This window comes from Streptomyces eurocidicus (assembly GCF_002891295.1).
GTDB classification, from domain to species: Bacteria; Actinomycetota; Actinomycetes; order Streptomycetales; family Streptomycetaceae; genus Streptomyces; species Streptomyces eurocidicus.
On sequence record NZ_LGUI01000003.1, the window covers coordinates 699,472 to 722,561 of the forward strand.

Consider the following 23,090-nt stretch of genomic DNA (forward strand, 5'->3'; position numbering starts at 1 on the left):
CCACCACCGGGGGTTCCGCGGCGTCCGCCGCCTCCTCAGCTCGCCATCAGATCGTCGATCGAGTCATGGCGTATTCGGTCCGGCGGTATCCCGACGCGCACCAGCGCGTCGATGCTGCTGCGGATCATCCCGGGCGGCCCGGAGAGATAGGCGTCATAGGCGTTCCAGGGCCCGTACTGACGGACCACCTGCGGGAGTTGACCGCTCAGCCGGCGCGTCGGCCCGTCGGAGACGACCGGCCGCACGGACAGCCAGAGGTGCGAGCGCTGGAGTTGCAGCAGGGTGTCGATGTCATAGAGGTCGTCGTCACGGCGAGCGCCGTAGAAGACCTCCACGGGCCGGCGGCTGCCGTGTTCGGCGACGTCCTCGACGAGGGCCTTGATGGGCGCGATGCCGGTGCCTCCGCCCAGGCACAACAGGCCGTTGTCAGTGCTGTGGTCCACAATCATGGAACCGGTGGGGGGACCGAGGCGCAGCACGTCGCCGGGGCGGGCGCGACGGACCAGCGCGTTGGACACCCATCCCGCGGGCACGGCTTTGACGTGGAAGGAGAGCAGCCCGTCCGGCCGGGGCGCGGCGGAGAAGGAATAGTGCCGCCATGTGCGCGGCCACCAAGGGGTTTCCAGGCTCGCGTACTGCCCGGCGAGGAAGGGATAGGGCTGATCGGGCCGTACGGTCACGACGGCGATGTCCGGCGTGCGGAGTTCATGGGAGACGATCTCCGCCTGCCACCAGGCGGGGGATTCCACCTCGTCCTCGGCCGCCGCGTCGATCATGATTTGGGAGATCGCGGTGTAGACCCTCACCCACGCGGCTTCGGCGGCCTCGTCCCAGCAGGCCGCCGCGTATCGGCCGAGCGCCGCGATCAGGCATTCGCCGACCGCCGGGTAATGCGCGGGGAGCGTCCCGTATTTGCGGTGGCCGCGGCCGAGCCGGGAGAGGTATTCGGTGAGCGTGGCGGCGTCGTCCGCGTGCTCGGCGGCCGTGAGCAGCGCCTTGAAGAGGCGGTCGCGCTGGGTGTCCATCGCCGCCGGGAAAAGGGCGCGAAGATCGGGATTTCTGATGAACAGCAGGGCGTAGAAGTACGAGGTCGCCTTGTCGGCGACGGGGGCGATCTCGGCCAGGGTGCGGCGGATCCGGAGGGTGTCGGGGGAGGGTGGCGGGGCGGGGGCGGGGGCGGGGCGGCCGTAACGCCGTGGGCGGCTGGGGCCGCCGTTCCGGGGGCCATGGTGGCGCGGGTGGCACGGGTGGCGCCGGGCCGTCGTCCGGTCCGGCGCCCGGCCTCTCGCGGGGGCCGAACCAGTTCCGTTCGGCCCCGCCGCCGCCCCCGCCTTTGGCCGGCTTCGTGATCGGAGCGTCCTTCATCGTCTCGCCTCGAACATCTCTCGGTCCGTCCTCGCACGTCCGGGCACACCCGAATGCGCCGACGATTCCCCGCTCTGCCCATGGGTCGCCGTTCCAGTCCGCGAAGCATGCCATCAACGGCGCGGCCGTTGTGCGGTTCGTGGGAAGTCCCCTTGCCGGGCCCCCGGTTGAGGCTAGGCTGAGTCACTTCCGCATGTGCCGGACGCAATGGCCGCGACGGACCTCGGCAAAGCCCTTATGGAGCGGCGGAGTTGGCTGTGCGGGCGGATGCGCGCGCTCGGGCTCCGTCTTGTTCACTTCCCCGGACGCATACGGGAGCCGGGCCGGAACCGCCGATTACCTTACGGCCCCCACCAATGCGTAAGCCTCCCGGAGATCCCTCCCGGCATAGGCGTGCGCGGCGATATCGCGCACATGGTGATCGGCGTTCACCGCCACCGACACGGGCACCACGGAGAAAAGCCGTGCGTCCGACATCGAATCACCGTAGGCAACGCAGTCGGCGCGGGTCAGCCCGTATTCCGCGCACAGTTCGTCGGCGATCCGCACCTTCGCGTCCGCGTCGAGGATCCCCGCGGGGTCCACCGGGTCCCGGAACGGCACCGAAGGCCAGAGCGAACCGTGGGCGGCGTCCGCGCCCCAGGTCAGCAGACGTTCCACGAAGAAGCCGGGCGACAGGGAGATCACCGCGCAGCGCTCGCCCCGGGCACGGATCTCGGCCCATACGTCACGGATGCCGTCCATCCAGGGGGCGCCCTCGAAGGCCGCGGCGACCTGTTCCTCGGTGAGTTCCCGCCATAGTTCGACGGCGAGGGCCGCGAACCGGGCCGGGGTCAGTTCACGGGCGGCGAATGCCCGCTCCAGTTCACCGATCTCGCGTTCGAGCCCGAGCTGCCGGGATATCTCTATCGCCGCCGCGGAACCGTGCATCAGGGTTCCGTCCATATCGAACACATGCAGTCTGGTCACAGGTTCCGAGGGTAAGCGCACTCGTCCCCGAGCGACGAGGTAATACGGCGGGAGCACGGAGGGAGTACCGATGGGGTACTCCCTCCGTGAAACGCCTCGCCGGACCGGGCTCAGCCGCCCAGGACCTCCTGGATCGCCGCGTTCGCGATGCCGTGGTCCTGCTCCGGGGCGCCGCCGCCGATGCCGATCGCGCCGATCAGCCGGCCGTCGCGGTGGAGGGGGACGCCGCCCGCGATGAAGAGGAGCGGGCGGTCGAGGGCGGTGGGCAGGGTGTGGAAGAGGCCGCCGGGCTGGACCGCGTCGACGACGTCGGCGGTCGGCGCGTCGAGCTGGAGCGCGGTGAACGCCTTCCGCGTGCTGGTCTCCCCCGCGATCAGGACGGCCCGGTCGTCGCGGCGGAAGGCCAGCGGGTGGCCGCCCGCGTCGAGGACGCTGACGGCGATCCGTACGCCCTGCTCCTCGGCGGCACGGCGGGCGGCGGAGACGAGGGCGTCCGCGTCGGCGGTGGTGAGGGGGGAGACGAGGGTGCGGGCCTGGGACATGGGTGATGCTCCTGTTGATCGAAATACGGGTGGTGCGGTGGTACTTGTGGGGTGAGGGGCAGCGGTTCGCGTGGGCGGGTTCAGCTGTTGGCGTGGGCGGGTTCAGCGGTTCGCGAGGTGGCCCGGGTACCGGGCAGGCTCACTTGCCGACTGTCAGGACGGCCGTGGCCGGCGTGGTGGTCCCGGCTTCCGCCGAGCCCGCGGCGATCCGGCCGCCCCGGGGCGCCCGGCGCTCCAGCGACGCGGACAGCACGGCGAGCAGGAGCGCGCCTGCGGCCATCAGCGCGCCGACCCAGTTGGGCGCCGCGTAGCCGAACCCGGCCGAGATCACCAGGCCACCGAGCCAGGACGCGATGGCGTTGCCGAGGTTGAAGGCGCCGATGTTGACGGCGGAGGCGAGCGTGGGGGCGGCGGCGGTCTGGTCCAGGACGCGCTTCTGCAGCGGCGGCACGGACGCGAAGCCGAACGCGCCGATCAGGGGGATGGCCACGGCGGCCGCGATCTTGTTGTGCGCGGCGAGCGGCAGCAGGGCGAGCACCAGGGCGAGGGCGCCCAGCGAGACGTAGAGCAGGGGCATGAGCGCGCGGTCCGCGTACCGGCCGCCGACGAGGTTGCCGACCACCATGCCGATGCCGAAGAGGACGAGCAGCCAGGTGACGGAGCCGGGCGCGTAGCCCGTGACCTCGGTCATCATCGGCGTGATGTAGGTGCTCATGGTGAAGACGCCGCCGAAGCCGAGGACGGTCATCGCCATCGCGAGGACGACCTGCGGGTTGCGCAGGGTGCCCAGCTCACCGCTGATCCGGGTCCGCTCGGGGCGCGGCTGCTCGGGCACGAGCGCGGCGATGCCGAGGATCGCGAGGACGCCGAGCCCGGCGATGACGAAGAAGGTGACGCGCCAGCCGAGGTTCTGGCCGATCAGGGTGCCCATCGGCACACCGACCACATTGGCCACGGTGAGGCCGGTGAACATCATCGCGATGGCGCCCGCCTTCTTCTGCGGGGCGACGAGGCCGGCGGCGACGATGGAGCCGATGCCGAAGAACGCGCCGTGGGCGAGCGAGGCGACGATCCGCCCGGCGAGCATCACGCCGAAGGCGGGAGCCAGGGCGGAGAGCGCGTTGCCGACGACGAACAGCCCCATCAGGGCCATCAGCATGCGCTTGCGCGGGACGCGGCTGCCGACGATCGCCAGGATCGGCGCGCCGACGACGACACCGAGGGCGTATCCGGTGGTCAGCAGGCCGGCGGTGGGGACGGAGACGCCGAACTCGTCCGCCACCTCGGGCAGCAGTCCGGACGTCACGAATTCGGTGGTTCCGATTCCGAAGGCGCCGATGGCGAGCGCCAGCAGTGCGAGGGGCATGACGGGGATCCTTCGAGCGGGTCTGGAGGGGCGGGGGACGGGTTGTGTCGCTTCACCCATGTTTCTTGCAGGCGTGCCCTACGAGCGTCGACAATAATTGCAGACGCGGGTTATTTGCAAGCGCGGGCTATTGCGGATGAGAGCTATCCTGTCCGTACGTCCCCACCCGAAGGACTCCGCATCCGAAGGAGCCGCTCATGTCCCGGACCCCGGACCCCGCACTGCTCGGCCTGGCACAGGGCTGGTGCGCGCTGTCGGCGCTGCACGGCCGGATCGAGGCCCATATCGAGCGCGCCCTCCAGTCGGGGCACGGCCTGAGCGTGCGCGAGTTCTCCGTACTGGACGTCCTCAGCCGGCAGCACAGCGGCGAGGGCGGCCACCTGCGGATGAACGAGGTCGCCGACTCCGTCGTCCTCAGCCAGAGCGCGACGACGCGCCTGGTCAACCGCCTGGAGGACCGCGGTCTACTGACCCGCTACCTGTGCCTCACGGACCGCCGCGGCATCTACACGGATGTGACGGAGGCGGGGCTGGCGCTGCTCGGAGAGGCGCGGCCGACGAACGACAGGGCGCTGCGGGAGGCGCTGGGGGAGGCGGCGAAGAGGGCGGAGCTGGCGCCGCTGGTGGCGGCGGTGGAGTCCTTGGCTCCGGTGGGGTGACGGGGTCCGCCTGCGGCGGGCCTGCTCCCTGGGCCGGGGGAAGAATCAGCCCGCCCGGGGACACCCCCCAGCGATAGCTGGGGGAAGAAGCCCCTACCCCCGCGCCCGCACGCGCTCCCGATGCGCCCTCTGCCGGCACGCCCCGCCGCAATACCGCGCCGGCCGGCCCGTCCGCGCGCCCCCCACCGCCGCCCCGCACACCACACAGCCCGTTTCGTTACGCGAAACGCTTCCCACCGGCAGTTTCGTTACGTTTCCGCGCCGCCGCACCCGCAAGCTGTCGCACATCAGTGCTGTCATCCGCCCCGCCGGCGCCCCCGCGCCCCGCCGCCGCTCCATCGACAGACAGCCGAAGAGCAGCGCCATCACGTCCTCCGTGTCCACGTCCTTCCGGACGTCGCCACTTTTCTGAGCCCTCGTCAAAAGGGTGTGCAGGGCTGCCCGGAAGTCCTCCTCGACCTCCGCCGACGGACGGAAACGGCCCTCGGCGCTCGCCTCCAGGGCGTCCTGGAGCGCCTTGTTCCGGGCGGAAAGCCTTACCACGGCGGCGAGATAGCGGAAGAAGACCGCGCCGGGGTCGCTCGCTTCCGCCAACTCCCTCGCGGTGTACGTGAAGAGCCGGATGCGGTCCACCACCGTCGCCCTGAACAGGGCGTCCTTGGAAGGGAAATGGCGATAGACCGTGCCCGGACCGACCCCGGCCCGGCGGGCGATCTCACCGAGCGGAACCGCCAACCCCCGTTCTTCAAAGGCTGATCGGGCCGCTTCGAGCACAAGAGCCCTGTTGCGCCGGGCGTCGGACCGCAGCGACTCCGGGGCGATGGAGGAGGCGGAGGAGACGGGGGAGGCGGGCGCGGAGACGGACCGGCGAGGCGCCGTTTTCTTGCGTGGCGGCATGCGCGGGGCCTCCGAGAGAGCGGGAACAAAACGGGCCGGGCATTCCGATTCTATCCGGGCAGCTGAGCGAGGCTTGTGGCCGATATATGCATATAAAAAGCCCAAAACTCATTAGACCAGCAAAAGGCCGCCGCCGGTGCGCGAAGCACCGGCGGCGGCCCGGAGGGACGTCCGCGGAACGGATCAGTCCACGATCACGGCGTCCCACGCCGCACCCGCGGCCTTCAGGTACACCTCGTCGTCCGCCACCTGCGCGCCCAGCGCGCGCAGCCCCGCCGCGAGCGCCTTCAGCGAGGCCAGGACCGTGTCCCGGTCGGCGGCCAGGCCGTAGTGGTTGACCCGGATCATCTCCTCGGCCAGCGCGCCGCCCGCCGCCTGTACGGGCACCGTGGCGTCGGCCGCGAGGGCCGCCGCGACGATGTCCCGGGCGTCGACGCCGTCGGGGGCGCGCAGGGTCGTCGCGGCGGGGGCGGCGTCCTCGTCGCGGACGACGTAGGGGGCGAGGGCGCCCAGGGCTCGTACGCCCGCCCGCGTGGCCGCGGCGGCACCGCGGTGACGTGCGATGACGCCGTCGAGCCCGGTCGCCTCGAGCCGGTCGACCGACTGCTCCAGCGCGAGCATCTCCAGCTGCGCGGGGGCGTGCGGCAGGACGGCGCGCCCACCGTCGATCCAGCGCTCCTTCCAGTCCAGGAGGGAGAGGTACGAGCGGCGCGGCGCCTGCTCGTTGGCGGCGATGCGCTCCCAGGCGCGAGCGCTGACCGAGACCGCGGAGACGCCCGCCGGGCCCGCCATCGCCTTCTGTCCGCCGATGACGCACAGGTCGACGCCCCACTCGTCGGTGAGCAGCGGCTCGGCTCCGACGGACGCGACCGCGTCCAGCATCAGCAGCGCGCCGTGCGCGCGGACGACGGCGCCGATCTCGGCGACGGGGTTGGTGTTGCCGGTGGCCGCCTCGGCGTGCACCAGGCTCACGAAGTCGATCTCGGGGTGCGCGCGCAGCGCTTCGGCGACCTGCTCGGGGCTGACGGCGCCGCTGAAGGGCGCCGTCACCGTGATGACCTCGGCACCGCAGGAGCGCAGCCAGCCGCCGAAGGTCTCACCGTAAGGGCCGGTGATGATGTTGAGCGCGGTGCTTCCGGGGCGGACGGCGGAGCGGATGCACGCTTCCAGGGGCAGCAGGGCCTCGCCCTGCATGGCGACAACGCTCTCGCGCGTGCGCATCAGCGCGGCGACCTTGTCCTCGATGCGCGCGAAGTGCGCGGCGCCGAGGGGCGCGAGGTCGAGCAGGACCGGTGCGGTGTTCGCAGTCACGGTGGCCTTCCAGGGTGGGATCGCGCCGTGCTGCCGGCGCCCGCCAATCTCTCCCTGACCCTACGTCCGAGGGGCGGGCCGGGCCGAGGGGCGGCCGGTCCCTCTCCGCCTCCTCGGCCCCGCCTCGGACCTTCTCCCCCTCCTCCGCCCCGCCTCGCCTCGATCCCTCTCTCCCTCCCCAGCCCCGCCCCGCCCAAGGACCTTCTCCGCCTCCTCAGCGCCAGCCCGCCTCGTCCACCCCTCCCGGCACCGCGCCACCCTGCTCGTACGGCTCCCGGGTGAAGACGAAGCTGCCCAGGTCCAGGTGGCTCACCGTGCCCTCGCCCGTGCGTACGACCTTCAGCGTCTCCCCCACGTAGTAGCCGTCGAGGCCGGTCCAGGTGCCGTCCTCCTCCGGGCGGAAGCGGGAGGCGCGGCCGTCGCCCGCCAGGGGCGTCAGCTCCAGCGCGCGGCCCGCGCGAAGGCGCAGCGCGAACGTGGCCGCGCCCCAGTACCAGGGCCCGGTCAGGGCCAGCAGCGCGGGATCGACCTCGTCGAGGGGCCGCCAGGGCTCGGGGAAGCGGGGCTCGCGCTCGGCGACGGTGTTCAGCAGGTCCGTCGCGGTGGGCGCCACCTCGAAGCAGGACGTCCGGTTGGCCAGGACGACGGCGGCCAGCCCCTCCCCGGGGCTCACCCACAGCGTCGCCACGAAGCCCGGCAGCGACCCGGTGTGCCCGATGAGGGTCCGGCCGTTCCGGCGCGCGATCTGGAGGCCGAGACCATAGCCGGACGTCCAGCCGGCGTCCGCCGGCCCGGACTCCGGTACCCGCATCTCGGCGACGGACGCCGCGCCGAGCACGCGCTCGTCGCCGTCGAGCAGGAACGCCGCGAAGCGGCAGAGGTCGCCGGCCGTGGACCACAGCTGGCCCGCCGGGGCCATCCGGCCGGTGTCCACGGCGGGCTCCGGAAGGAGGGCGTCCGCCCACGGGTGGACGGCCCAGCCCTCCGCGTAGGGCGCCTCGGGCGCCAGCGAGGTGCGGTGCATGCCGAGCGGGAGCAGCACCTCGCGGCGCAGCACCTCTCCCCAGGGCTCGCCGCGCAGGCGCTCGACGACGGCGCCCAGGAGCGCGTAACCGGGGTTGGAGTAGTGGTGCCTGCGCCCGGCGCGAAGCAGCTGGGAACGGTCTCCGAAGAGGTCGGTGAGCTCCGGGCGCAGGCCGCCGTCCGTGCGCTCCCACCAGGGTCCGGGCGTCTCCGCCGCCAGGCCCGCGGTGTGCGCGAGGAGCTGTGCGACGGTCGCGTCGCCGCCCTCGGGGGCGTCGTCGAGGTAGGTGCGCAGCGGGGCGTCGAGGTCGAGCAGGCCCTCGTCGCGCAGCCGCATGATCAGGACGGCGACGAAGGTCTTGGTGATCGAGCCGACGCGGTACTGCGTGTCCGCGTCGACCGCTTCCCCGGCCGCCGTGCCCCGCCCGCCGGTCCACACCACGCGCCCGTCACGCATCACGGCCCCCGTCATGGAGGGCGTGCGACCTTCCCGCTGGCCGAGGGCGAGCCGGTGCAGCAGGGCGCGCTGGGTGTCGGGCAGCAGTTCCGTGAACTGCTTCTCCTCCGGGCATTCTTCGTGGGTTCCGCGAGAGGTGATCATTCCCGCACCCTAGCCAACGTCCACCGGACGCCGACGCTGGCTTTGACGTCGACGTCAAGGTCTACGGTCATCACCATGCGCATCGGGGAACTGGCCGAACAGGCGGGCACCACCACCCGGACCCTGCGGCACTACGAGTCGCTCGGGCTGCTGCCCGCACGCCGGTCCGGCAACGGTTACCGCACGTACGACGAGGACGATCTGCGGCTCCTCCAGCAGATCCGGACCCTCCAGGACTTCGGCTTCGGCCTGGAGGAGACCCGTCCGTTCGTGGACTGCCTCCGGGCGGGCCACCCGGCCGGGGACGCGTGCCCGGCGTCCCTGGAGGTCTACCGCCGCAAGCTGGCGGAGCTCGACGAGGTCATCGAGCGCCTCCGGCGCGTACGGGAGGAGGTCGGCCTCCAGCTGGCCCGCGCCGAGATGGAGCTGGCGGCGGACCTTCCGGGCGGCCCGCCCCCGCGCTGCGCGTTCAGCCCACCGGATCCCGAACGCGCGTTCAGCCCACCGGACACCGAACAGGAGACGAGCACGCCATGACCACCGCCATCGATGCCACTTCGGACTCGCACACCACATTCGTTCCTTCCGTCACGGACGACACCTTCGCCTCGGAGGTACTCGACTCCGATCTGCCGGTCCTCGTCGACTTCACCGCGTCCTGGTGCCCGCCGTGCCGCATGATCGCGCCCGTGCTCGCGGACATCGCGCGGGAGCAGGCCGGGCGCCTCAGGATCGTCCAGCTCGACGTGGACGCCAACCCCCGTACCCAGGCGGCCTACGGCGTCCTCTCCATGCCGACGCTCCTGCTCTTCCGCGCGGGCGAACCGGTGAAGAGCCTCGTGGGCGCCCACCCCAAGCGCCGTCTCCTCCAGCACCTGGCCACCGAGCTGCCCTGGCTGGAGCCCCGCTGACGGCCCGGAGCCCACCGGGGAAACGTTCCTCCGCGCACGCCGGGAGCTCGGCACCCCCTACGACAGGGCCGGTACGTCCACCGGGCCCGCCTTCTCCGCCTTCTCCCGTTCCCGTTCCCGCACTGCCTCGGCCAGCCGGGTCAGGCCCACGGCCCCCTCGCTGCCCTCCTCGGCACTGAACACATGGACGACCAGTCCCAGTTCGCCCGGCCCGGCCGGAACGTGCAGCGCCTCGAAGTCCAGGGTCAGCAGCCCGGCAGCCGGGTGCCGCAGCCTCTTGCGCCCCGCCCCGCACATCAGCACCTCTCCACTGACCCAAATCCGCCGGAACTCATCGCTCCGAGTGGACAGGTCCATGATGAGCGCGGCCAGTTCCGCGTCGTCGGGGTAACGCCCCGCCGACACCCGCAGCTGGCCAACGGCCTCCGTAGCCCGCTCCGCCCAGTCGGGGTGGACGGCCCGGGAGGCGGGGTCGAGGAAGAGGAAGCGGGCCTGGTTGCGGTCCCGGCCGTCCGGGTCGGCCAGGCCGCCGATCAGCTCGGCGCCCAGGCCGTTCCAGGCGACCACGTCGAGCCGGTGGTCCGTCACGAAGGCCGGGAGGGGGCCCAGGGAGTCCAGGACCCGGCGCAGCGGACGGCTCACCCCGGCCCCGGGCGCGGCGCCCCGGCGGGGCGCGGCCAGGGTGGCGAGGTGCTCGCGCTCCGCCGCGTCGAGGCCGAGCGCCCTGGCGAGCGCGTCGAGGACCTCGTGGGACGGCTGGGTGGCCCGGCCCTGTTCGAGGCGCACGTAGTAGTCCACGCTGATCCCGGCGAGCTGGGCCAACTCCTCTCGGCGCAGCCCGCGCACCCGCCGGCGACCGCCTCCGGCGAGCCCGACATGCTCCGGCGCGACGCGCGCGCGACGGGCGTGCAGAAAGCCCCCGAGCGCCCGGCGGGTGTCGCCGACACCGTCGAGGGGCCCGGCCTGACCGCCGCCCCCCGGGGCCTTGCCGATGTCGTTCCCGATGCGGTTGCCGACCACGTCCATGCGCTCAAGTATGCGTGGCCCTCGCAGTACCAGGACCGCGGTTCCGCTGGTCGGACAGGGTTCTGGCACCCCGGCCGGGCTCGGGGGAACGTGGCGTCATGACCGAAACCACGTCGCCGCGGCCGAAGAAGATCCTCGTCGTCAGCGCCCATCCGGAACCCCGTTCCCTCAACGCCGCCCTCACCGCTTTCGCGGTGGACCACCTGCGCGCGGCGGGTCACGAGGTACGGGTGTCCGACCTCTACGCGATGAAGTGGAAGGCGACGGTGGACGCCGACGACTTCCCCGGCCACACCGCCGACCGGCCGCTACACGTGATGAACGAATCCGAGCGGGCCACACTGGCGGCCCGGCTGTCACCCGACATCGCGGCGGAGCAGGAGAAGGTGCGCTGGTCGGACGCGGTCGTCCTGCAGTTCCCGATGTGGTGGTTCGGCGCGCCCGCGATCCTCAAGGGCTGGATCGACCGGGTGTTCACCGCCGGGTTCGGCTACGGCCCGAAGGTGCCCCCGCCGTACAGCGAGGGCATCCTGGCGGGGCGGCGGGCGCTGGTGTCGGTGACGGCGGGCGCCCGGGAGTCGTCGTTCTCCGACCGGGGCATCCACGGGCGGCTGGCGGACGTCCTCCACCCGTTGCAGCACGGGCTGTTCTGGTTCACCGGCATGGCGCCGCTCGAACCGTTCGCGGTGTTCGGCTCCAACGACCTTCCGGAGGAGCGGTTCGAGGCGGCGAAGCGGGCGTACGCGGGGCGGCTGGACGGGCTCTTCACGGACGAGCCGGTGCCCTTCCGCTCGCTGGTCGGCGGCGACTACGACCACGACATGCGGCTGCTGCCCGGGGTCGAGGCACAGGGGGCGGCGGGTCTCGACCTCCACGTACGGCCGGGCGGCTGACCGGAGGGTGCCGCGCCCGGGGCGCCGCCGCTCTCCCCTGACGGCGCCCCTCCGGGACACGACACCCGTCCCCTCCGCCACTTCGAACAAGATGGGATCTTGTCCGGACCTCCCCGCGGGATCCGCCGAGACACCCTCGCCCGGGTGCTCCCTCTGCCACCCTGTGGTGCCCATGAGCTCCCTGGATCCCGTGAACCGGCGCGTGTCCGTACGGCGCCGGCTGCGTACCGCCGTCGCCGGTGTGGGCGTCCTGTGCGCCGTGGCCGCGTGCGGCGGCGGCCACCCGTACGAGAGCGGCGGGCACCCGCACGGCAGCGGTCCGGCGATCCCGCCCGGCTCCTTCCCGGAAGGCCCGACCGCCACCCTCCAGGGCGCCTGGCCCGCCCCGCCCGCCGAGGGCGGCCCCGCCGGCGTGCTGACGCTGGGCGCGCGCCTCGCCTACGCCTACGACCAGGACGACGTCGGGGTCACCGCCTTCCGGCTGGGCTCCGGCGATGTCGCCTGGCACTCGGCCGTCCCGCACGGCACGGACGTCGCACGCGCACCTCGCCTCACGGGCGACAAGGTGATCGGCGCCTTCGCCACCACGGAAGAAGGCGGCGGGACCCGAGCCGACCGGCGCGGCATCACCGTCACCGCCCTGGACGCGGACAGCGGCGCCACCCTGTGGGCGCGTGGGATCCCCGTCGGAGCGGACGCGGATCCCACGGCCGTCCCCCAGGTCGTCGGCGCCGACGACCGGCACGTCCTGATCGCCTCGGACGCGCCGGGCCACTCGGAGACGCCCCCCATGTCCGCCCTGCTCGACACACGGACCGGCCGGGTGCTCTGGACGGACCCCGATTTCGGGGGCGTGGACCTGGAACGGTCGGTGGCCGTCGGCGTCCGCGACGACGGCGACTTCGCGGGCAGGTCCACGGCCGGCGGCGGGCTGCTCTGGAAGCGGGACCTCCGGCTCGGCGAGGCACGGGCCGCCGACCCCGGCCCCGGGCTGACGTGGGCCGACGGCACCGAGGCGGGCGGCACCCTGCTGATCGACCCCATGACCGGCGCGACCCGCCTGGACTCGGGGGACACCTCGCTGGACGAGTGCCGGCCCGACGGCCGGAACACCACGGTCTGCACCGGATCCGACGGCTCCGGCGGGGCGGCCGTATGGGCCGTGGACACGCGTGACGCACGCGTCCTGTGGCGCCTGCCGGACGGACCGGCGGGCCGCGTCGCACCCGAGGTCACCGCGGTGTGGCACGGCGTGGTCTACGCCCGGGCCGACCGGGCCCTGACGCTCGACGCCCGTACGGGCAGGGACCTCCGCACGGACCTCGGCCCGGTCTCCCCCACGCTGGTCAACGACGACTACGGTCTGGTCTACGACGACGCGTCCCGGGCGTTCGACGTCTACCGATTCAGAGAGTCTTGACGGTGCCACCGTCGATGATGTGATCGGCGCCGGTGATGTTGCCCGCGACGTCGGAAGGGAGGAACGCGATCAAGGCCGCCACTTCTTCGGGTTCGGCGATGCGGCCGGGAGGCCGGGTCAGGCCCCCGCCATGTCCACGAAGCGGGAGTAGTGGCCCTGGAAGGCCACCGTGATCGTGGCCGTCGGGCCGTTACGGTGCTTGCCGACGATGATGTCCGCCTCGCCCGCGCGGGGCGACTCCTTCTCGTAGGCGTCCTCGCGGTGGAGGAGGATGACCATGTCGGCGTCCTGCTCGATGGAGCCGGACTCTCGGAGGTCGGAGACCATCGGCTTCTTGTCCGTGCGCTGCTCGGGGCCACGGTTCAGCTGGGAGAGCGCGATGACCGGCAGCTCCAGCTCCTTGGCCAGCAGCTTCAGGTTTCGCGACATGTCGGAGACCTCCTGCTGACGGCTCTCGGCGCGCTTGGCGCCGCCGGCCTGCATCAGCTGGAGGTAGTCGATGATCACGAGCTTGATGTCGGCGCGCTGCTTCAGGCGGCGGCACTTGGCGCGGATCTCCATCATCGACAGGTTGGGGGAGTCGTCGATGAAGAGCGGGGCGGCCGAGACGTCGGGCATCCGGCGGGCGAGGCGCGTCCAGTCGTCGTCCGTCATGGAACCGGAGCGCATGTGGTGCAGCGCGACGCGGGCCTCGGCGGACAGCAGGCGCATCGCGATCTCGTTACGCCCCATTTCGAGCGAGAAGATCACGCTCGGCATGTTGTGCTTGATCGAACAGGCCCGGGCGAAGTCCAGCGCGAGGGTCGACTTACCCATGGCGGGTCGGGCCGCGATGACGATCATCTGGCCGGGGTGGAGGCCGTTCGTCAGGGAGTCGAGGTCGGTGAAGCCCGTGGGGACGCCGGACATCTGGCCGCTGCGCGAGCCGATGGCCTCGATCTCGTCGAGCGCGCCCTCCATGATGTCGCCCAGCGGGAGGTAGTCCTCGCTGGTGCGCTGCTCGGTGACGGCGTAGACCTCGGCCTGGGCCTTGTTGACGATGTCGTCGACGTCGCCGTCGGCCGCGTATCCCATCTGCGTGATGCGGGTGCCCGCCTCGACCAGGCGGCGCAGCACGGCGCGCTCGTGGACGATCTCGGCGTAGTACTCGGCGTTGGCCGCGGTGGGGACGGTCTGGACGAGGGTGTGCAGATAGGGCGCGCCGCCGACCTTGGTGATCTCGCCGCGCTTGGTGAGCTCCGCCGCCACCGTGATGGGGTCGGCCGGCTCGCCCTTGGCGTAGAGGTCGAGGACGGCCTGGAAGATCGTCTCGTGTGCCGGGCGGTAGAAGTCGTGACCCTTGAGGACCTCGACGACGTCGGCGATGGCGTCCTTGGAGAGCAGCATGCCGCCGAGGACGGACTGCTCGGCGTCGAGGTCCTGCGGCGGCACCCGCTCGAAGCCGCTCGGGGCGGACTGCCCGCCGGAACCGCCGCCCTGGGACCACGAGCCGCCGTCGTCGCCGCCGCGGTCGTGCCGCTCGCCGCGGGACTGGCCGTCGCCCCGGCGGGGGCGGGAGACGGGGAGCCGGTCGCCCGGGCCCGCTTCGGCCCACGGGTCGTCCATGGGCGGTTCGGGGATGCTCATCCCGCCACCTCCTCCCGTCCGCCACGCGGACCTCGCCGTGCTGTTCTTTCTTACGGCACGGCTCTGACAATTACGGCGCCCGACTCCGGTTCCGACGGGTCGAGTTCGTGTCGATCTCGTAAGGTTCTTGAGGCCGGAACAGGCGGCAGGCGCCGGTCCACGGTAGGCCCGCGGGCACCGTCAGCCAATCTGGTTATCCACAGGGCATGTGGATGAGCGGCCCTATCCTGTGGAGAAGCCCGCGGAACCTGTGCACAGGGCGGGGGAAACCGCTGTGGACAAACACACAATCACTCCCCGCCCACGCCTCTGACCTGCGGTTTCGCCATCCACCGGCTGTTGAGGAGAAAAACTTTCCCCATCGGCCGAAGATCGCGACAAACGGGGCGGAGAAGATGACCCGCGCTCGCACGATGTAAGGGTTGCAGATGCATTGCACCAATTACCTGTGGAAGATTGGACGGGGAGCATGACCCAGGCCGGCGGACCCGCGCCGAAGAGCGCCCGACAGCACGACCGCGAGATCGTCGCACTCGCCGTGCCGGCCTTCGGCGCGCTCGTCGCGGAGCCCCTCTTCGTCATCGCCGACAGCGCCGTGGTCGGCCACCTCGGCACGCCCCAGCTGGCGGGCCTCGGCGTCGCCGCGGCCATGCTCACCACCGCCGTCGGCGTCTTCGTCTTCCTCGCCTACGCCACCACGGCGGCCGTCGCCCGGCGGGTCGGCGCGGGCGACCTCCGGGCCGCGATACGCCAGGGCATGGACGGTGTCTGGCTGGCCCTCCTGATAGGCGCCGCCGTCATCGCCGCCGTCATGCCCCTCGCCCCCGCGCTCGTCGAGCTCTTCGGCGCCTCCCCCACGGCCACCCCGTACGCGGTCACCTATCTGCGGATCAGCGCCCTCGGCATTCCCGCCATGCTCGTCGTCCTCGCCGCCACCGGCGTCCTCCGCGGCCTCCAGAACACCCGTACGCCGCTGTACGTGGCCATCGGCGGCTTCACCCTCAATACCGCCCTCAACGTCGCCCTGGTCTACGGCGCCGGCCTCGGCATCGCCGGCTCCGCCTGGGGCACGGTCATCGCACAGTGCGCCATGGCCGCCGTCTACCTCACGGTGGTCGTCCGCGGCGCCCGGCGCCACGGCGCCTCGCTACGACCCGACGCCGCCGGCATCCGGGCCTGCGCCCAGGCCGGCGTGCCACTGCTGGTCCGCACGCTGTCACTGCGCGCCGTCCTCATGATCGCCACCGCGGTCGCCGCCCGGCTCGGGGACGCCTCCATCGCCGCGCACCAGATCGTGCTCACCCTGTGGAACCTGCTCGCCTTCGCCCTGGACGCCATCGCCATAGCCGGCCAGGCGATCATCGCCCGCTACCTGGGCGCGGACGACCCGGCAGGGGCGCGGGCCGTGTGCCGCCGGATGGTGCAGTGGGGCGTCGCCCTGGGCGTGGTGCTGGGGGTGCTGCTGGTGGCCGCGCGTCCGCTGTTTATCCCGCTCTTCACCTCCGACGCAGCGGTGCGGGACGCCCTGCTGCCCGCCCTCCTGGTCGTGGCGCTGAGCCAGCCCGTCGCGGGCGTGGTCTTCGTCCTGGACGGGGTCCTCATGGGCGCCGGGGACGGCCCCTACCTGGCCTGGGCGATGCTGGTGGTGCTCGCCGCCTTCGCGCCCACCGCGCTGCTCGTCCCCGCCCTCGGCGGCGGGCTGACCGCGCTGTGGTGGGCGATGACGCTGATGATGACGGTCCGGTTGATCACCCTGTGGCTGCGGAGCCGCTCGGGCCGCTGGATTGTCACCGGGGCCGTACGAGCCTGAGCCCGGGGCGTCCACCGGGCCGTACGGGCCGGGCACGGGGCGTACACCGGGCCGTACGGGCTTGGGCACGGGGCGTCCACCAGGCCGTACGGACTTGGGCCCGGGCGTCCACCGGGCCGTACGGGCTGGGCCCGGGCGTCCGCGTTCGTACGGACCTGCGCGCGCGGTGCCCACCGACCGCCGTACGGGCCCCGGGGCGCGGCACCCACCGCCCGGGGCGCCCACCAGGCCGTACGGCCTGCCCGGCCCCCGGGCGGCCCGGAGCGCCGATCTCCGACCGGACAACCGCGGAGAAGCCTCCGCGGCCGTGGGACCGCCCGGAAACGGCGGAAGGGCCGCACCCCGAGGGGTGCGGCCCTTCACACGCTACCGATCGCCAGGCGATCAGGCAGCGACGACCTCGATGCCGAGCTTGGCAACGACATCGGCGTGCAGACGCACGGAGATCTGGTGCGAGCCCAGCGTCTTGATGGGCGAGCCCACCTCGACACGACGCTTGTCGACCTTCGGACCACCCGAAGCCTCGATCGCGGCAGCGATGTCGGCGGGGGTCACGGAGCCGAACAGGCGGCCGGCGTCGCCGGCACGGGTCGCGAGGCGCACCTTGGTGCCCTCGAGCTGGCCCTTGACCTCGTTGGCCTGCTCGATCGTGGCGATCTCGCGGATCTTGCGGCCGCGGCGGATCTGCGCCACGTCCTGCTCGCCACCCTTGGTCCAGCGGATCGCGAAACCGCGCGGGACCAGGTAGTTGCGGGCGTAGCCGTCCTTGACGTCGACGACGTCACCGGCGGTGCCGAGGCCGGAGACCTCGTGGGTGAGGATGATCTTCATTTTTCGGTCACCCTTCCCTTATCGCGCGGAGGACGTGTAGGGCAGCAGCGCCATCTCACGGCTGTTCTTCACGGCCGTGGCGACGTCACGCTGGTGCTGGGTGCAGTTGCCGGTCACGCGACGGGCACGGATCTTGCCGCGGTCGGAAATGAACTTCCGCAGCATGTTCGTGTCCTTGTAGTCCACGTAAGCGGTCTTGTCCTTGCAGAACGCGCAGACCTTCTTCTTAGGCTTGCGCGGAGGCGGCTTCGCCATTGTCTCTCTCCTGTGTGATCAAGAAGTTTTTGGTGCTACGCCCTCGGACCCCTGGGGGCCCGGGCCCTTTCGGACCTAGAAGGGCGGCTCGTCCGAGTAGCCGCCGCCGGAGTTGCCGGAGCCGCCGCCCCAGCCGCCTCCGCCGCCCTGCTGGCCGCCGGACGGAGCGCTGGTCGCCCACGGGTCGTCGGCGGGAGCCCCGCCGCCGCCCTGCTGGCCGCCGCTGGGGCCGTTGCCCCAGCCGCCGCCCTGCTGGCCGCCACCGCCGCCACCAAAGCCACCACCCTGGCCACCGCGACCCGCGGTCTTGGTGACCTTCGCCGTGGCGTTCTTCAGGCTGGCGCCGACCTCTTCGACGTCGAGCTCGTAGACCGTGCGCTTGACGCCCTCGCGGTCCTCGTAGGACCGCTGCTTCAGACGGCCCTGCACGATGACGCGCATGCCTCGCTGAAGCGACTCGGCGACGTTCTCCGCCGCCTGCCGCCACACCGAGCACGTGAGGAAGAGGCTTTCGCCGTCCTTCCACTCGTTGGTCTGGCGGTCGAAGGTGCGGGGAGTGGACGCGACGCGGAACTTCGCGACCGCCGCACCGGACGGGGTGAAGCGCAGCTCGGGGTCGTCGACGAGATTGCCGACGACCGTGATGACGGTCTCGCCTGCCATGGATGAACCTCTCGGCGGGTGTGCTGCTGGCTGCTTGCTACTCAGTTGCGATGCAGCCCGATTACCTCTGAACCGCTGGGGTTCAGTGGGTCTCGGGACGGAGGACCTTGGTCCGGAGGACCGACTCGTTCAGGTTCATCTGGCGGTCGAGCTCCTTGACGACCGCAGGCGTGGCCTGCAGGTCGATGACCGAGTAGATGCCCTCGGGCTTCTTCTTAATCTCGTACGAGAGACGACGACGGCCCCAGGTGTCGACCTTCTCGACCTTTCCGTTGCCCTCACGGACGACGGAGAGGAAGTTCTCGATCAGCGGGGAGACAGCGCGCTCCTCGAGATCGGGGTCGAGGATGACCATCACCTCGTAGTGACGCATGTGGAACCCACCTCCTTTGGACTCAGCGGCCACGGTCGTTCCGTGGCAGGAGGGTCGTGATGCGTGAACAACGGTATCGGCGGACACTGACAATCAGCGGAAAGTCCCTGGGTTGCCCCTGGGACCGAAGCTGGGTCCGGGCAGACACCGGTGCAGACCGTACAGAGTACCCGCACTCCGGCGTCCGGTTGAAATCGAACCGTCGGGCCCCCCAATCTGTACGCATCGGGTGTGACCGGCGCTACATTGCGCCTGCCTTCAGGAGGTGGCTCCATGACACAGGCGGTTCGGCAGCCCAGGGGACTGCGCGCGACCCTCGCCGCGGTCCTCAACAGCGACGGCAAGCCCCATCCCGTCGAGAACACCCTCGTGGCCGTGACGGTCGTGCTGGGTGCGCTCGCCGCCGTCTCGTCCCTGTGGACCGAGCTGCACCTGCTCAGTTCCTGGAGCGGGCTCGTGGGCATCCTCACGGGGGCGTGGGGCCAGTTCATCTCCGCCACGACGGGTGAGCGGTTCCTGCTGATCATCGGGCTCGGAGCCGCTGCCCTGGGCTTCTTCCTGGGCATGGCGCACGGGGGGCTCTTCGGCGGTGTGATCGGATAGCGGGTCGTACGCCCGGACGGGCGGCTCCCCGGTCGCAGTAGGCTTCGGCGCGAGAGCCGGAGCCCCGACCCTGGGGACACACCTGCCGAGGAGCGCCCCGCATGAGCCTGACCCTGAGGACAATCAGCCGAGAGCAGCATCTGGCTTACATCCAGAGCCTGCCCGCGGCGAGTCACATGCAGGTTCCGGCGTGGGCGGATGTCAAGGGCGAGTGGCGCTCGGAGAACCTGGGCTGGTTCGACAAGAACGGCCAGCTCGTCGGCGCGGGTCTGGTGCTCTACCGCCAGCTGCCCAAGATCAAGCGCTACCTCGCCTACCTGCCCGAGGGCCCGGTCATCAACTGGTTCTCGCCGAACCTCGAGGACTGGCTGCGCCCGATGCTGGCGCACCTCAAGCAGCAGGGCGCCTTCTCGGTGAAGATGGGCCCGCCCGTGGTGATCCGCCGCTGGGACGCCAACGCCATCAAGACCGGCATCGCCGACCCCGACGTCAAGCGCCTGCGCGACGTCGAGGCGACGCACATCGAGCCGCGCGCCTTCGAGGTCGCCGACCAGCTGCGCCGGATGGGCTGGCAGCAGGGCGAGGAAGAGGGCGCCGGCTTCGGCGACGTCCAGCCGCGCTACGTCTTCCAGGTGCCGCTGTCGAACCGCTCCCTGGAGGACGTCCACAAGGGCTTCAACCAGCTGTGGCGCCGCAACATCAAGAAGGCCGAGAAGGCCGGCGTCGAGGTCGTCCAGGGCGGCTACGAGGACCTGCCCACCTGGCAGCACCTCTACGAGATCACCGCCGAGCGCGACAAGTTCCGCCCGCGCCCGCTGAGCTACTTCCAGCGCATGTGGACGGCCCTCAACACCGAGGACCCGAACCGGATGCGGCTGTACTTCGCCGTGCACGAGGGCGAGGCCGTGGCGGCCGCGACGATGCTGATCGTCGGCGGGCACGTCTGGTACTCCTACGGCGCCTCGGCCAACCACAAGCGCGAGGTCCGCCCGTCGAACGCGATGCAGTGGCGGATGCTCCGCGACGCCTACGCGCTGGGCGCGAGCGTCTACGACCTGCGCGGTATCGGCGACTCCCTCGACGAGAGCGACCACCTCTTCGGCCTGATCCAGTTCAAGGTCGGCACGGGCGGGCAGGCGGCGGAGTACCTCGGCGAGTGGGACTTCCCGCTCAACAAGCTGCTCCACAAGGCCCTCGACATGTACATGTCGCGCCGCTGACCCTTCCGCACGGCCGGCCGCGCGCCGGCCCGTACGGCCATGAAGCAATGCCGCGAGGCATACGAACACGTCACCCAGCAGGCACAGGGAAAGGTTCCGGGACCGGCCATGGCGCTCACGCTCTACGTCGACACCGCGCGTTGGCGGGCACACCAGCAGAGCATCCTCCAGCAGTTCCCCGGGATCGTCCCGGTCTGCAAGGGCAACGGCTACGGCTTCGGCCATGAGCGGCTGTCCGACGAGGCCGCTCGCTTCGGCTCGGACATCCTCGCCGTCGGCACGACCTACGAAGCGGCCCGGATCAAGGACTTCTTCAGCGGCGACCTGCTGGTGCTCACCCCCTTCCGGCTGGGCGAGGAGCCCGTGCCGCTGCCCGACCGGGCCATCCGCTCGGTCTCCTCGGTCGAGGGCGTCCGCGGCCTGGTCGGCGCGCGGGTCGTCGTCGAGGTCATGAGCAGCATGAAGCGGCACGGCATCAGCGAGGAGGACCTCCCCAAGCTGCACGCCGCCATCGAGGACGTGCGCCTGGAGGGCTTCGCGATCCATCTGCCGCTGGACCGCACGGACGGCTCCACCGCCATCCAGGAGGTCGGCGCCTGGATGGAGCGGCTGCACAACGCCCGGCTGCCCCTGCACACCATGTTCGTCAGCCACCTGCGCTCCGACGAACTGGCCCAGCTCCAGCAGCAGTTCCCGCAGACCCGCTTCCGGGCCCGGATCGGCACCCGGCTGTGGCTCGGCGACCCCGACGCCACCCAGTACCGCGGCGCCGTGCTGGACGTGACCCGCGTCGCCAAGGGCGACCGCTTCGGCTACCGGCAGCAGAAGGCCGCCGGGGACGGCTACCTCGTCGTCGTGGCGGGCGGCACCTCGCACGGCGTGGGCCTGGAGGCGCCGAAGGCGCTGCACGGCATGATGCCGCGCGCCAAGGGCGTCGCCCGCGCCGGCCTCGCGACCATGAACCGCAACCTCTCTCCCTTCGTCTGGGCGGGAAAGCAGCGCTGGTTCGCGGAGCCGCCGCACATGCAGGTCTCGATCCTCTTCGTGCCGGGCGAGGTCGCCCCGCCCCAGGTCGGCGACGAGCTGGTGGCCCACCTGCGGAACACCACCACTCAGTTCGACCGTCTGCTCGACCACTGACCCACCCCCTCGGGAAAGGGGCCGGAGAGCCGCTACGACAGCGGGCGGCTCTCGGTCCCCCAACGGACACTTGTGCCGGCGGAGTGCTCCGCGTGCCGGGCACGGCGCGCGGAACCGAGGACGACTATGTCCGCGGCCCCGTCCAGAACGCCGCCCGAGGGGTCGTCGGAACCGTCGCGACGGACGACGTCGTGCTCCGGCAGGAGGATGTCGCGGACGACGACCGCGCACAGATACAGCGTCCCCAGCAGATGCAGGGCGATGGCCAGTTGATAGCCCTCCACGGGCAGGCCCTGGTGTTTGTCGCCACTGCCGGTGTAGGCCAGGTAGGACCAGATGCCGAGGAAGTACATGACCTCGCACGCCTGCCACACCAGGAAGTCGCGCCACTTCGGCCGGGCCAGCACGGCGAGCGGGATCAGCCACAGCACGTACTGCGGTGAATAGACCTTGTTGGTGAGGATGAACAGCGCCACCACCAGGAAGGCCAGCTGGGCGAAGCGCGGGCGCCGCGGGGCGTAGAGCCCCAGGGCGCCGATGGCCAGACAGCCCAGGATCATCAGCAGCGTCACATAGGTGTTGGCGTTCTCCAGCGGATTCCCGGTGCGCTGCGAGACGAGGAGCCAGACCGAGCCGAAGTCGATCGGGCGCTCCTGGCTGAAGGTGTAGAACTTCGCCCAGCCCTCGCGGATGTGGAAGCCCGTCACGTCATGCGTGATCATGACGGGCAGGTTCACCACCAGCCAGGCGGCCACGGCTCCCGCGGCGGTGTCGCGGAATGCCTTGAGGCGCCCGGCCCGCAGGCACAGGATGAGCAGCGGCCCCAGCAGCAGCACCGGATAGAGCTTCGCGGCCGCTGCCAGGCCGATCAGGACGCCCGCCAGGACGGCCCGCTCGCGGGCCCACATGAGCATCGCGAGGGCGGTGAGGGCGACGGCCAGGAGGTCCCAGTTGACCGTGGCCGTCAGGGCGAGGGCCGGGGCCAGGGCGACCAGCAGGCCGTCCCAGGGGCGGCGCCGGTGCGTGCGGGCGGTGCAGACGGCGACGACCGCCGTGCAGGCCATCAGCATCCCGGCGTTGACCAGCCAGTTGAGCTGCTCGCGGTGCTGGAGCGTCCCGCCGCCGAGGGTGAGCCGGGCCGCGACCTCCATGAAGAGGCCGGTGAGGACCGGATACTCCAGATAGTCCATGCCGCCGGAGAGCTCCTGCGGGATCCGGTCGAAGTACGGGATCAGGCCCGCGTCGAAACCGCGCCCGCTGTAGAGGTGCGGGATGTCGGAGTAGCAGGCGTGGGTGTACTGCGTGGTCGCGCCGAAGAACCAGCCGTACTCGTAGCAGGGGAGCTTCTGGACCATGCCGAGCGCGAACATCCCCAGCGCGACGAGCGCGATCACCCGGACCGGTGTCCACCAGCCTCTGCCGGGCAGGGCGCGGCGGCCCGCGGGGCCGCCGATGAGCTCACTGCCGGCGGCCGCCACCTCGTCCTCGACGGTGGGCCGTACAAGCTGGTCGTCCCGGGAGCTCCTCATGCCGACCATCCTGCCGTACCCGCCCAGGAGCCGTCGGAGCCTGTGGATAACTTCGAG

23 protein-coding genes and 1 pseudogene are annotated in these 23,090 nt (G+C 71.6%); 9 read left to right on the plus strand and 15 right to left on the minus strand.

Features of this window, described 5'->3' with window-relative positions; genetic code table 11:
- Nucleotides 1–35: 35 nt before the first annotated feature.
- The 4 genes from AF335_RS12950 to AF335_RS12965 form a co-directional block, all read right to left on the minus strand.
- A complete protein-coding gene (locus AF335_RS12950; protein ID WP_425329113.1) occupies nt 36–1,025 on the minus strand; it encodes a globin domain-containing protein in 990 nt (329 codons plus the stop codon).
- Nucleotides 1,026–1,701: 676 nt separating this feature from the next.
- Nucleotides 1,702–2,334, minus strand: coding sequence for an HAD family hydrolase (locus AF335_RS12955; protein WP_184743444.1), 633 nt, complete (start codon nt 2,332–2,334; stop codon nt 1,702–1,704).
- 110 nt (nt 2,335–2,444) lie between these two features.
- Nucleotides 2,445–2,876 carry a GlcG/HbpS family heme-binding protein gene (locus tag AF335_RS12960; RefSeq protein WP_102918470.1) on the minus strand — a complete coding sequence of 144 codons (432 nt, stop codon included), beginning with the start codon at nt 2,874–2,876 and terminating at the stop codon, nt 2,445–2,447.
- 139 nt (nt 2,877–3,015) lie between these two features.
- Complete coding sequence (locus tag AF335_RS12965; protein WP_102918471.1) at nt 3,016–4,242, minus strand: MFS transporter; 1,227 nt, start codon at nt 4,240–4,242, stop codon at nt 3,016–3,018.
- A 197-nt stretch (nt 4,243–4,439) separates the two neighbouring features.
- Here AF335_RS12965 and AF335_RS12970 point away from each other — a divergent pair, with 197 nt between their 5' ends.
- Entirely contained in the window at nt 4,440–4,901 is a 462-nt protein-coding gene (locus AF335_RS12970; protein ID WP_102918472.1) for a MarR family winged helix-turn-helix transcriptional regulator, read from the plus strand.
- A gap of 93 nt (nt 4,902–4,994) precedes the next feature.
- Here AF335_RS12970 and AF335_RS12975 read toward each other — a convergent pair whose 3' ends face one another.
- From AF335_RS12975 to AF335_RS12985, 3 genes are all read right to left on the minus strand, one after another.
- On the minus strand, nt 4,995–5,675 hold the full coding sequence (locus tag AF335_RS12975) for a TetR/AcrR family transcriptional regulator (protein WP_244927008.1): 681 nt from the start codon (nt 5,673–5,675) through the stop codon (nt 4,995–4,997).
- A gap of 306 nt (nt 5,676–5,981) precedes the next feature.
- A complete protein-coding gene (locus AF335_RS12980; protein ID WP_102918474.1) occupies nt 5,982–7,109 on the minus strand; it encodes a pyridoxal-phosphate-dependent aminotransferase family protein in 1,128 nt (375 codons plus the stop codon).
- A gap of 214 nt (nt 7,110–7,323) precedes the next feature.
- The gene (locus AF335_RS12985; protein WP_102918475.1) at nt 7,324–8,733 is read right to left on the minus strand and encodes a serine hydrolase domain-containing protein; all 1,410 of its coding nucleotides are present in this window, start codon (nt 8,731–8,733) and stop codon (nt 7,324–7,326) included.
- Between the two features lie 75 nt (nt 8,734–8,808).
- On the opposite strand from AF335_RS12985, the gene AF335_RS12990 reads away from it, so the two are divergent.
- Both AF335_RS12990 and trxA read left to right on the plus strand, forming a co-directional pair.
- Nucleotides 8,809–9,270 carry a MerR family transcriptional regulator gene (locus AF335_RS12990; protein WP_102918476.1) on the plus strand — a complete coding sequence of 154 codons (462 nt, stop codon included), beginning with the start codon at nt 8,809–8,811 and terminating at the stop codon, nt 9,268–9,270.
- Nucleotides 9,267–9,644 carry a thioredoxin gene (gene trxA / locus AF335_RS12995; protein WP_102918477.1) on the plus strand — a complete coding sequence of 126 codons (378 nt, stop codon included), beginning with the start codon at nt 9,267–9,269 and terminating at the stop codon, nt 9,642–9,644. Before AF335_RS12990 ends, trxA begins: the two co-directional genes overlap by 4 nt.
- Nucleotides 9,645–9,701: 57 nt before the next feature.
- Here trxA and AF335_RS13000 read toward each other — a convergent pair whose 3' ends face one another.
- Nucleotides 9,702–10,670 (minus strand): helix-turn-helix domain-containing protein, encoded by a 969-nt coding sequence (locus AF335_RS13000; protein ID WP_102918478.1) that lies wholly within the window; start codon nt 10,668–10,670, stop codon nt 9,702–9,704.
- A gap of 98 nt (nt 10,671–10,768) precedes the next feature.
- Between AF335_RS13000 and AF335_RS13005 the strand changes: the two genes are divergently transcribed.
- Together AF335_RS13005 and AF335_RS13010 are read left to right on the plus strand one after the other, a co-directional pair.
- Complete coding sequence (locus AF335_RS13005; protein ID WP_102918479.1) at nt 10,769–11,563, plus strand: NAD(P)H-dependent oxidoreductase; 795 nt, start codon at nt 10,769–10,771, stop codon at nt 11,561–11,563.
- Between the two features lie 172 nt (nt 11,564–11,735).
- A complete protein-coding gene (locus AF335_RS13010; RefSeq protein WP_102918480.1) occupies nt 11,736–12,983 on the plus strand; it encodes an outer membrane protein assembly factor BamB family protein in 1,248 nt (415 codons plus the stop codon).
- On the opposite strand, the pseudogene AF335_RS13015 reads toward AF335_RS13010, so the two are convergent.
- Both AF335_RS13015 and dnaB read right to left on the minus strand, forming a co-directional pair.
- Nucleotides 12,970–13,089: pseudogene (locus AF335_RS13015) on the minus strand (SDR family oxidoreductase); the annotation flags it as partial. The gene AF335_RS13010 and the pseudogene AF335_RS13015 sit on opposite strands and share 14 nt — an antisense overlap.
- Before the next feature lie 11 nt (nt 13,090–13,100).
- Nucleotides 13,101–14,609, minus strand: coding sequence for a replicative DNA helicase (gene dnaB, locus AF335_RS13020; protein WP_102918481.1), 1,509 nt, complete (start codon nt 14,607–14,609; stop codon nt 13,101–13,103).
- 469 nt (nt 14,610–15,078) lie between these two features.
- Here dnaB and AF335_RS13030 point away from each other — a divergent pair, with 469 nt between their 5' ends.
- Entirely contained in the window at nt 15,079–16,419 is a 1,341-nt protein-coding gene (locus AF335_RS13030) for an MATE family efflux transporter (RefSeq protein ID WP_102918482.1), read from the plus strand.
- A gap of 384 nt (nt 16,420–16,803) precedes the next feature.
- On the opposite strand, the gene rplI is transcribed toward AF335_RS13030, so the two are convergent.
- From rplI to rpsF, 4 genes are all read right to left on the minus strand, one after another.
- A complete protein-coding gene (rplI, locus tag AF335_RS13035) occupies nt 16,804–17,250 on the minus strand; it encodes a 50S ribosomal protein L9 (protein WP_102918483.1) in 447 nt (148 codons plus the stop codon).
- A gap of 18 nt (nt 17,251–17,268) precedes the next feature.
- On the minus strand, nt 17,269–17,505 hold the full coding sequence (gene rpsR / locus AF335_RS13040; RefSeq protein ID WP_004950692.1) for a 30S ribosomal protein S18: 237 nt from the start codon (nt 17,503–17,505) through the stop codon (nt 17,269–17,271).
- 75 nt (nt 17,506–17,580) lie between these two features.
- Nucleotides 17,581–18,168 carry a single-stranded DNA-binding protein gene (locus AF335_RS13045; protein WP_102918484.1) on the minus strand — a complete coding sequence of 196 codons (588 nt, stop codon included), beginning with the start codon at nt 18,166–18,168 and terminating at the stop codon, nt 17,581–17,583.
- A gap of 82 nt (nt 18,169–18,250) precedes the next feature.
- The gene (rpsF, locus tag AF335_RS13050) at nt 18,251–18,541 is read right to left on the minus strand and encodes a 30S ribosomal protein S6 (RefSeq protein WP_058045341.1); all 291 of its coding nucleotides are present in this window, start codon (nt 18,539–18,541) and stop codon (nt 18,251–18,253) included.
- Between the two features lie 273 nt (nt 18,542–18,814).
- Between rpsF and AF335_RS13055 the strand changes: the two genes are divergently transcribed.
- The 3 genes from AF335_RS13055 to AF335_RS13065 all read left to right on the plus strand — a co-directional run bounded on the left by AF335_RS13055 (nt 18,815) and on the right by AF335_RS13065 (nt 21,504).
- Entirely contained in the window at nt 18,815–19,144 is a 330-nt protein-coding gene (locus AF335_RS13055) for a hypothetical protein (protein ID WP_102918485.1), read from the plus strand.
- Nucleotides 19,145–19,245: 101 nt separating this feature from the next.
- On the plus strand, nt 19,246–20,364 hold the full coding sequence (locus tag AF335_RS13060) for a lipid II:glycine glycyltransferase FemX (RefSeq protein ID WP_087927234.1): 1,119 nt from the start codon (nt 19,246–19,248) through the stop codon (nt 20,362–20,364).
- Between the two features lie 108 nt (nt 20,365–20,472).
- Nucleotides 20,473–21,504 (plus strand): alanine racemase, encoded by a 1,032-nt coding sequence (locus AF335_RS13065; RefSeq protein WP_102918486.1) that lies wholly within the window; start codon nt 20,473–20,475, stop codon nt 21,502–21,504.
- Nucleotides 21,505–21,536: 32 nt separating this feature from the next.
- On the opposite strand, the gene AF335_RS13070 is transcribed toward AF335_RS13065, so the two are convergent.
- A complete protein-coding gene (locus tag AF335_RS13070) occupies nt 21,537–23,033 on the minus strand; it encodes a glycosyltransferase family 87 protein (protein ID WP_102918487.1) in 1,497 nt (498 codons plus the stop codon).
- Nucleotides 23,034–23,090: the final 57 nt, after the last annotated feature.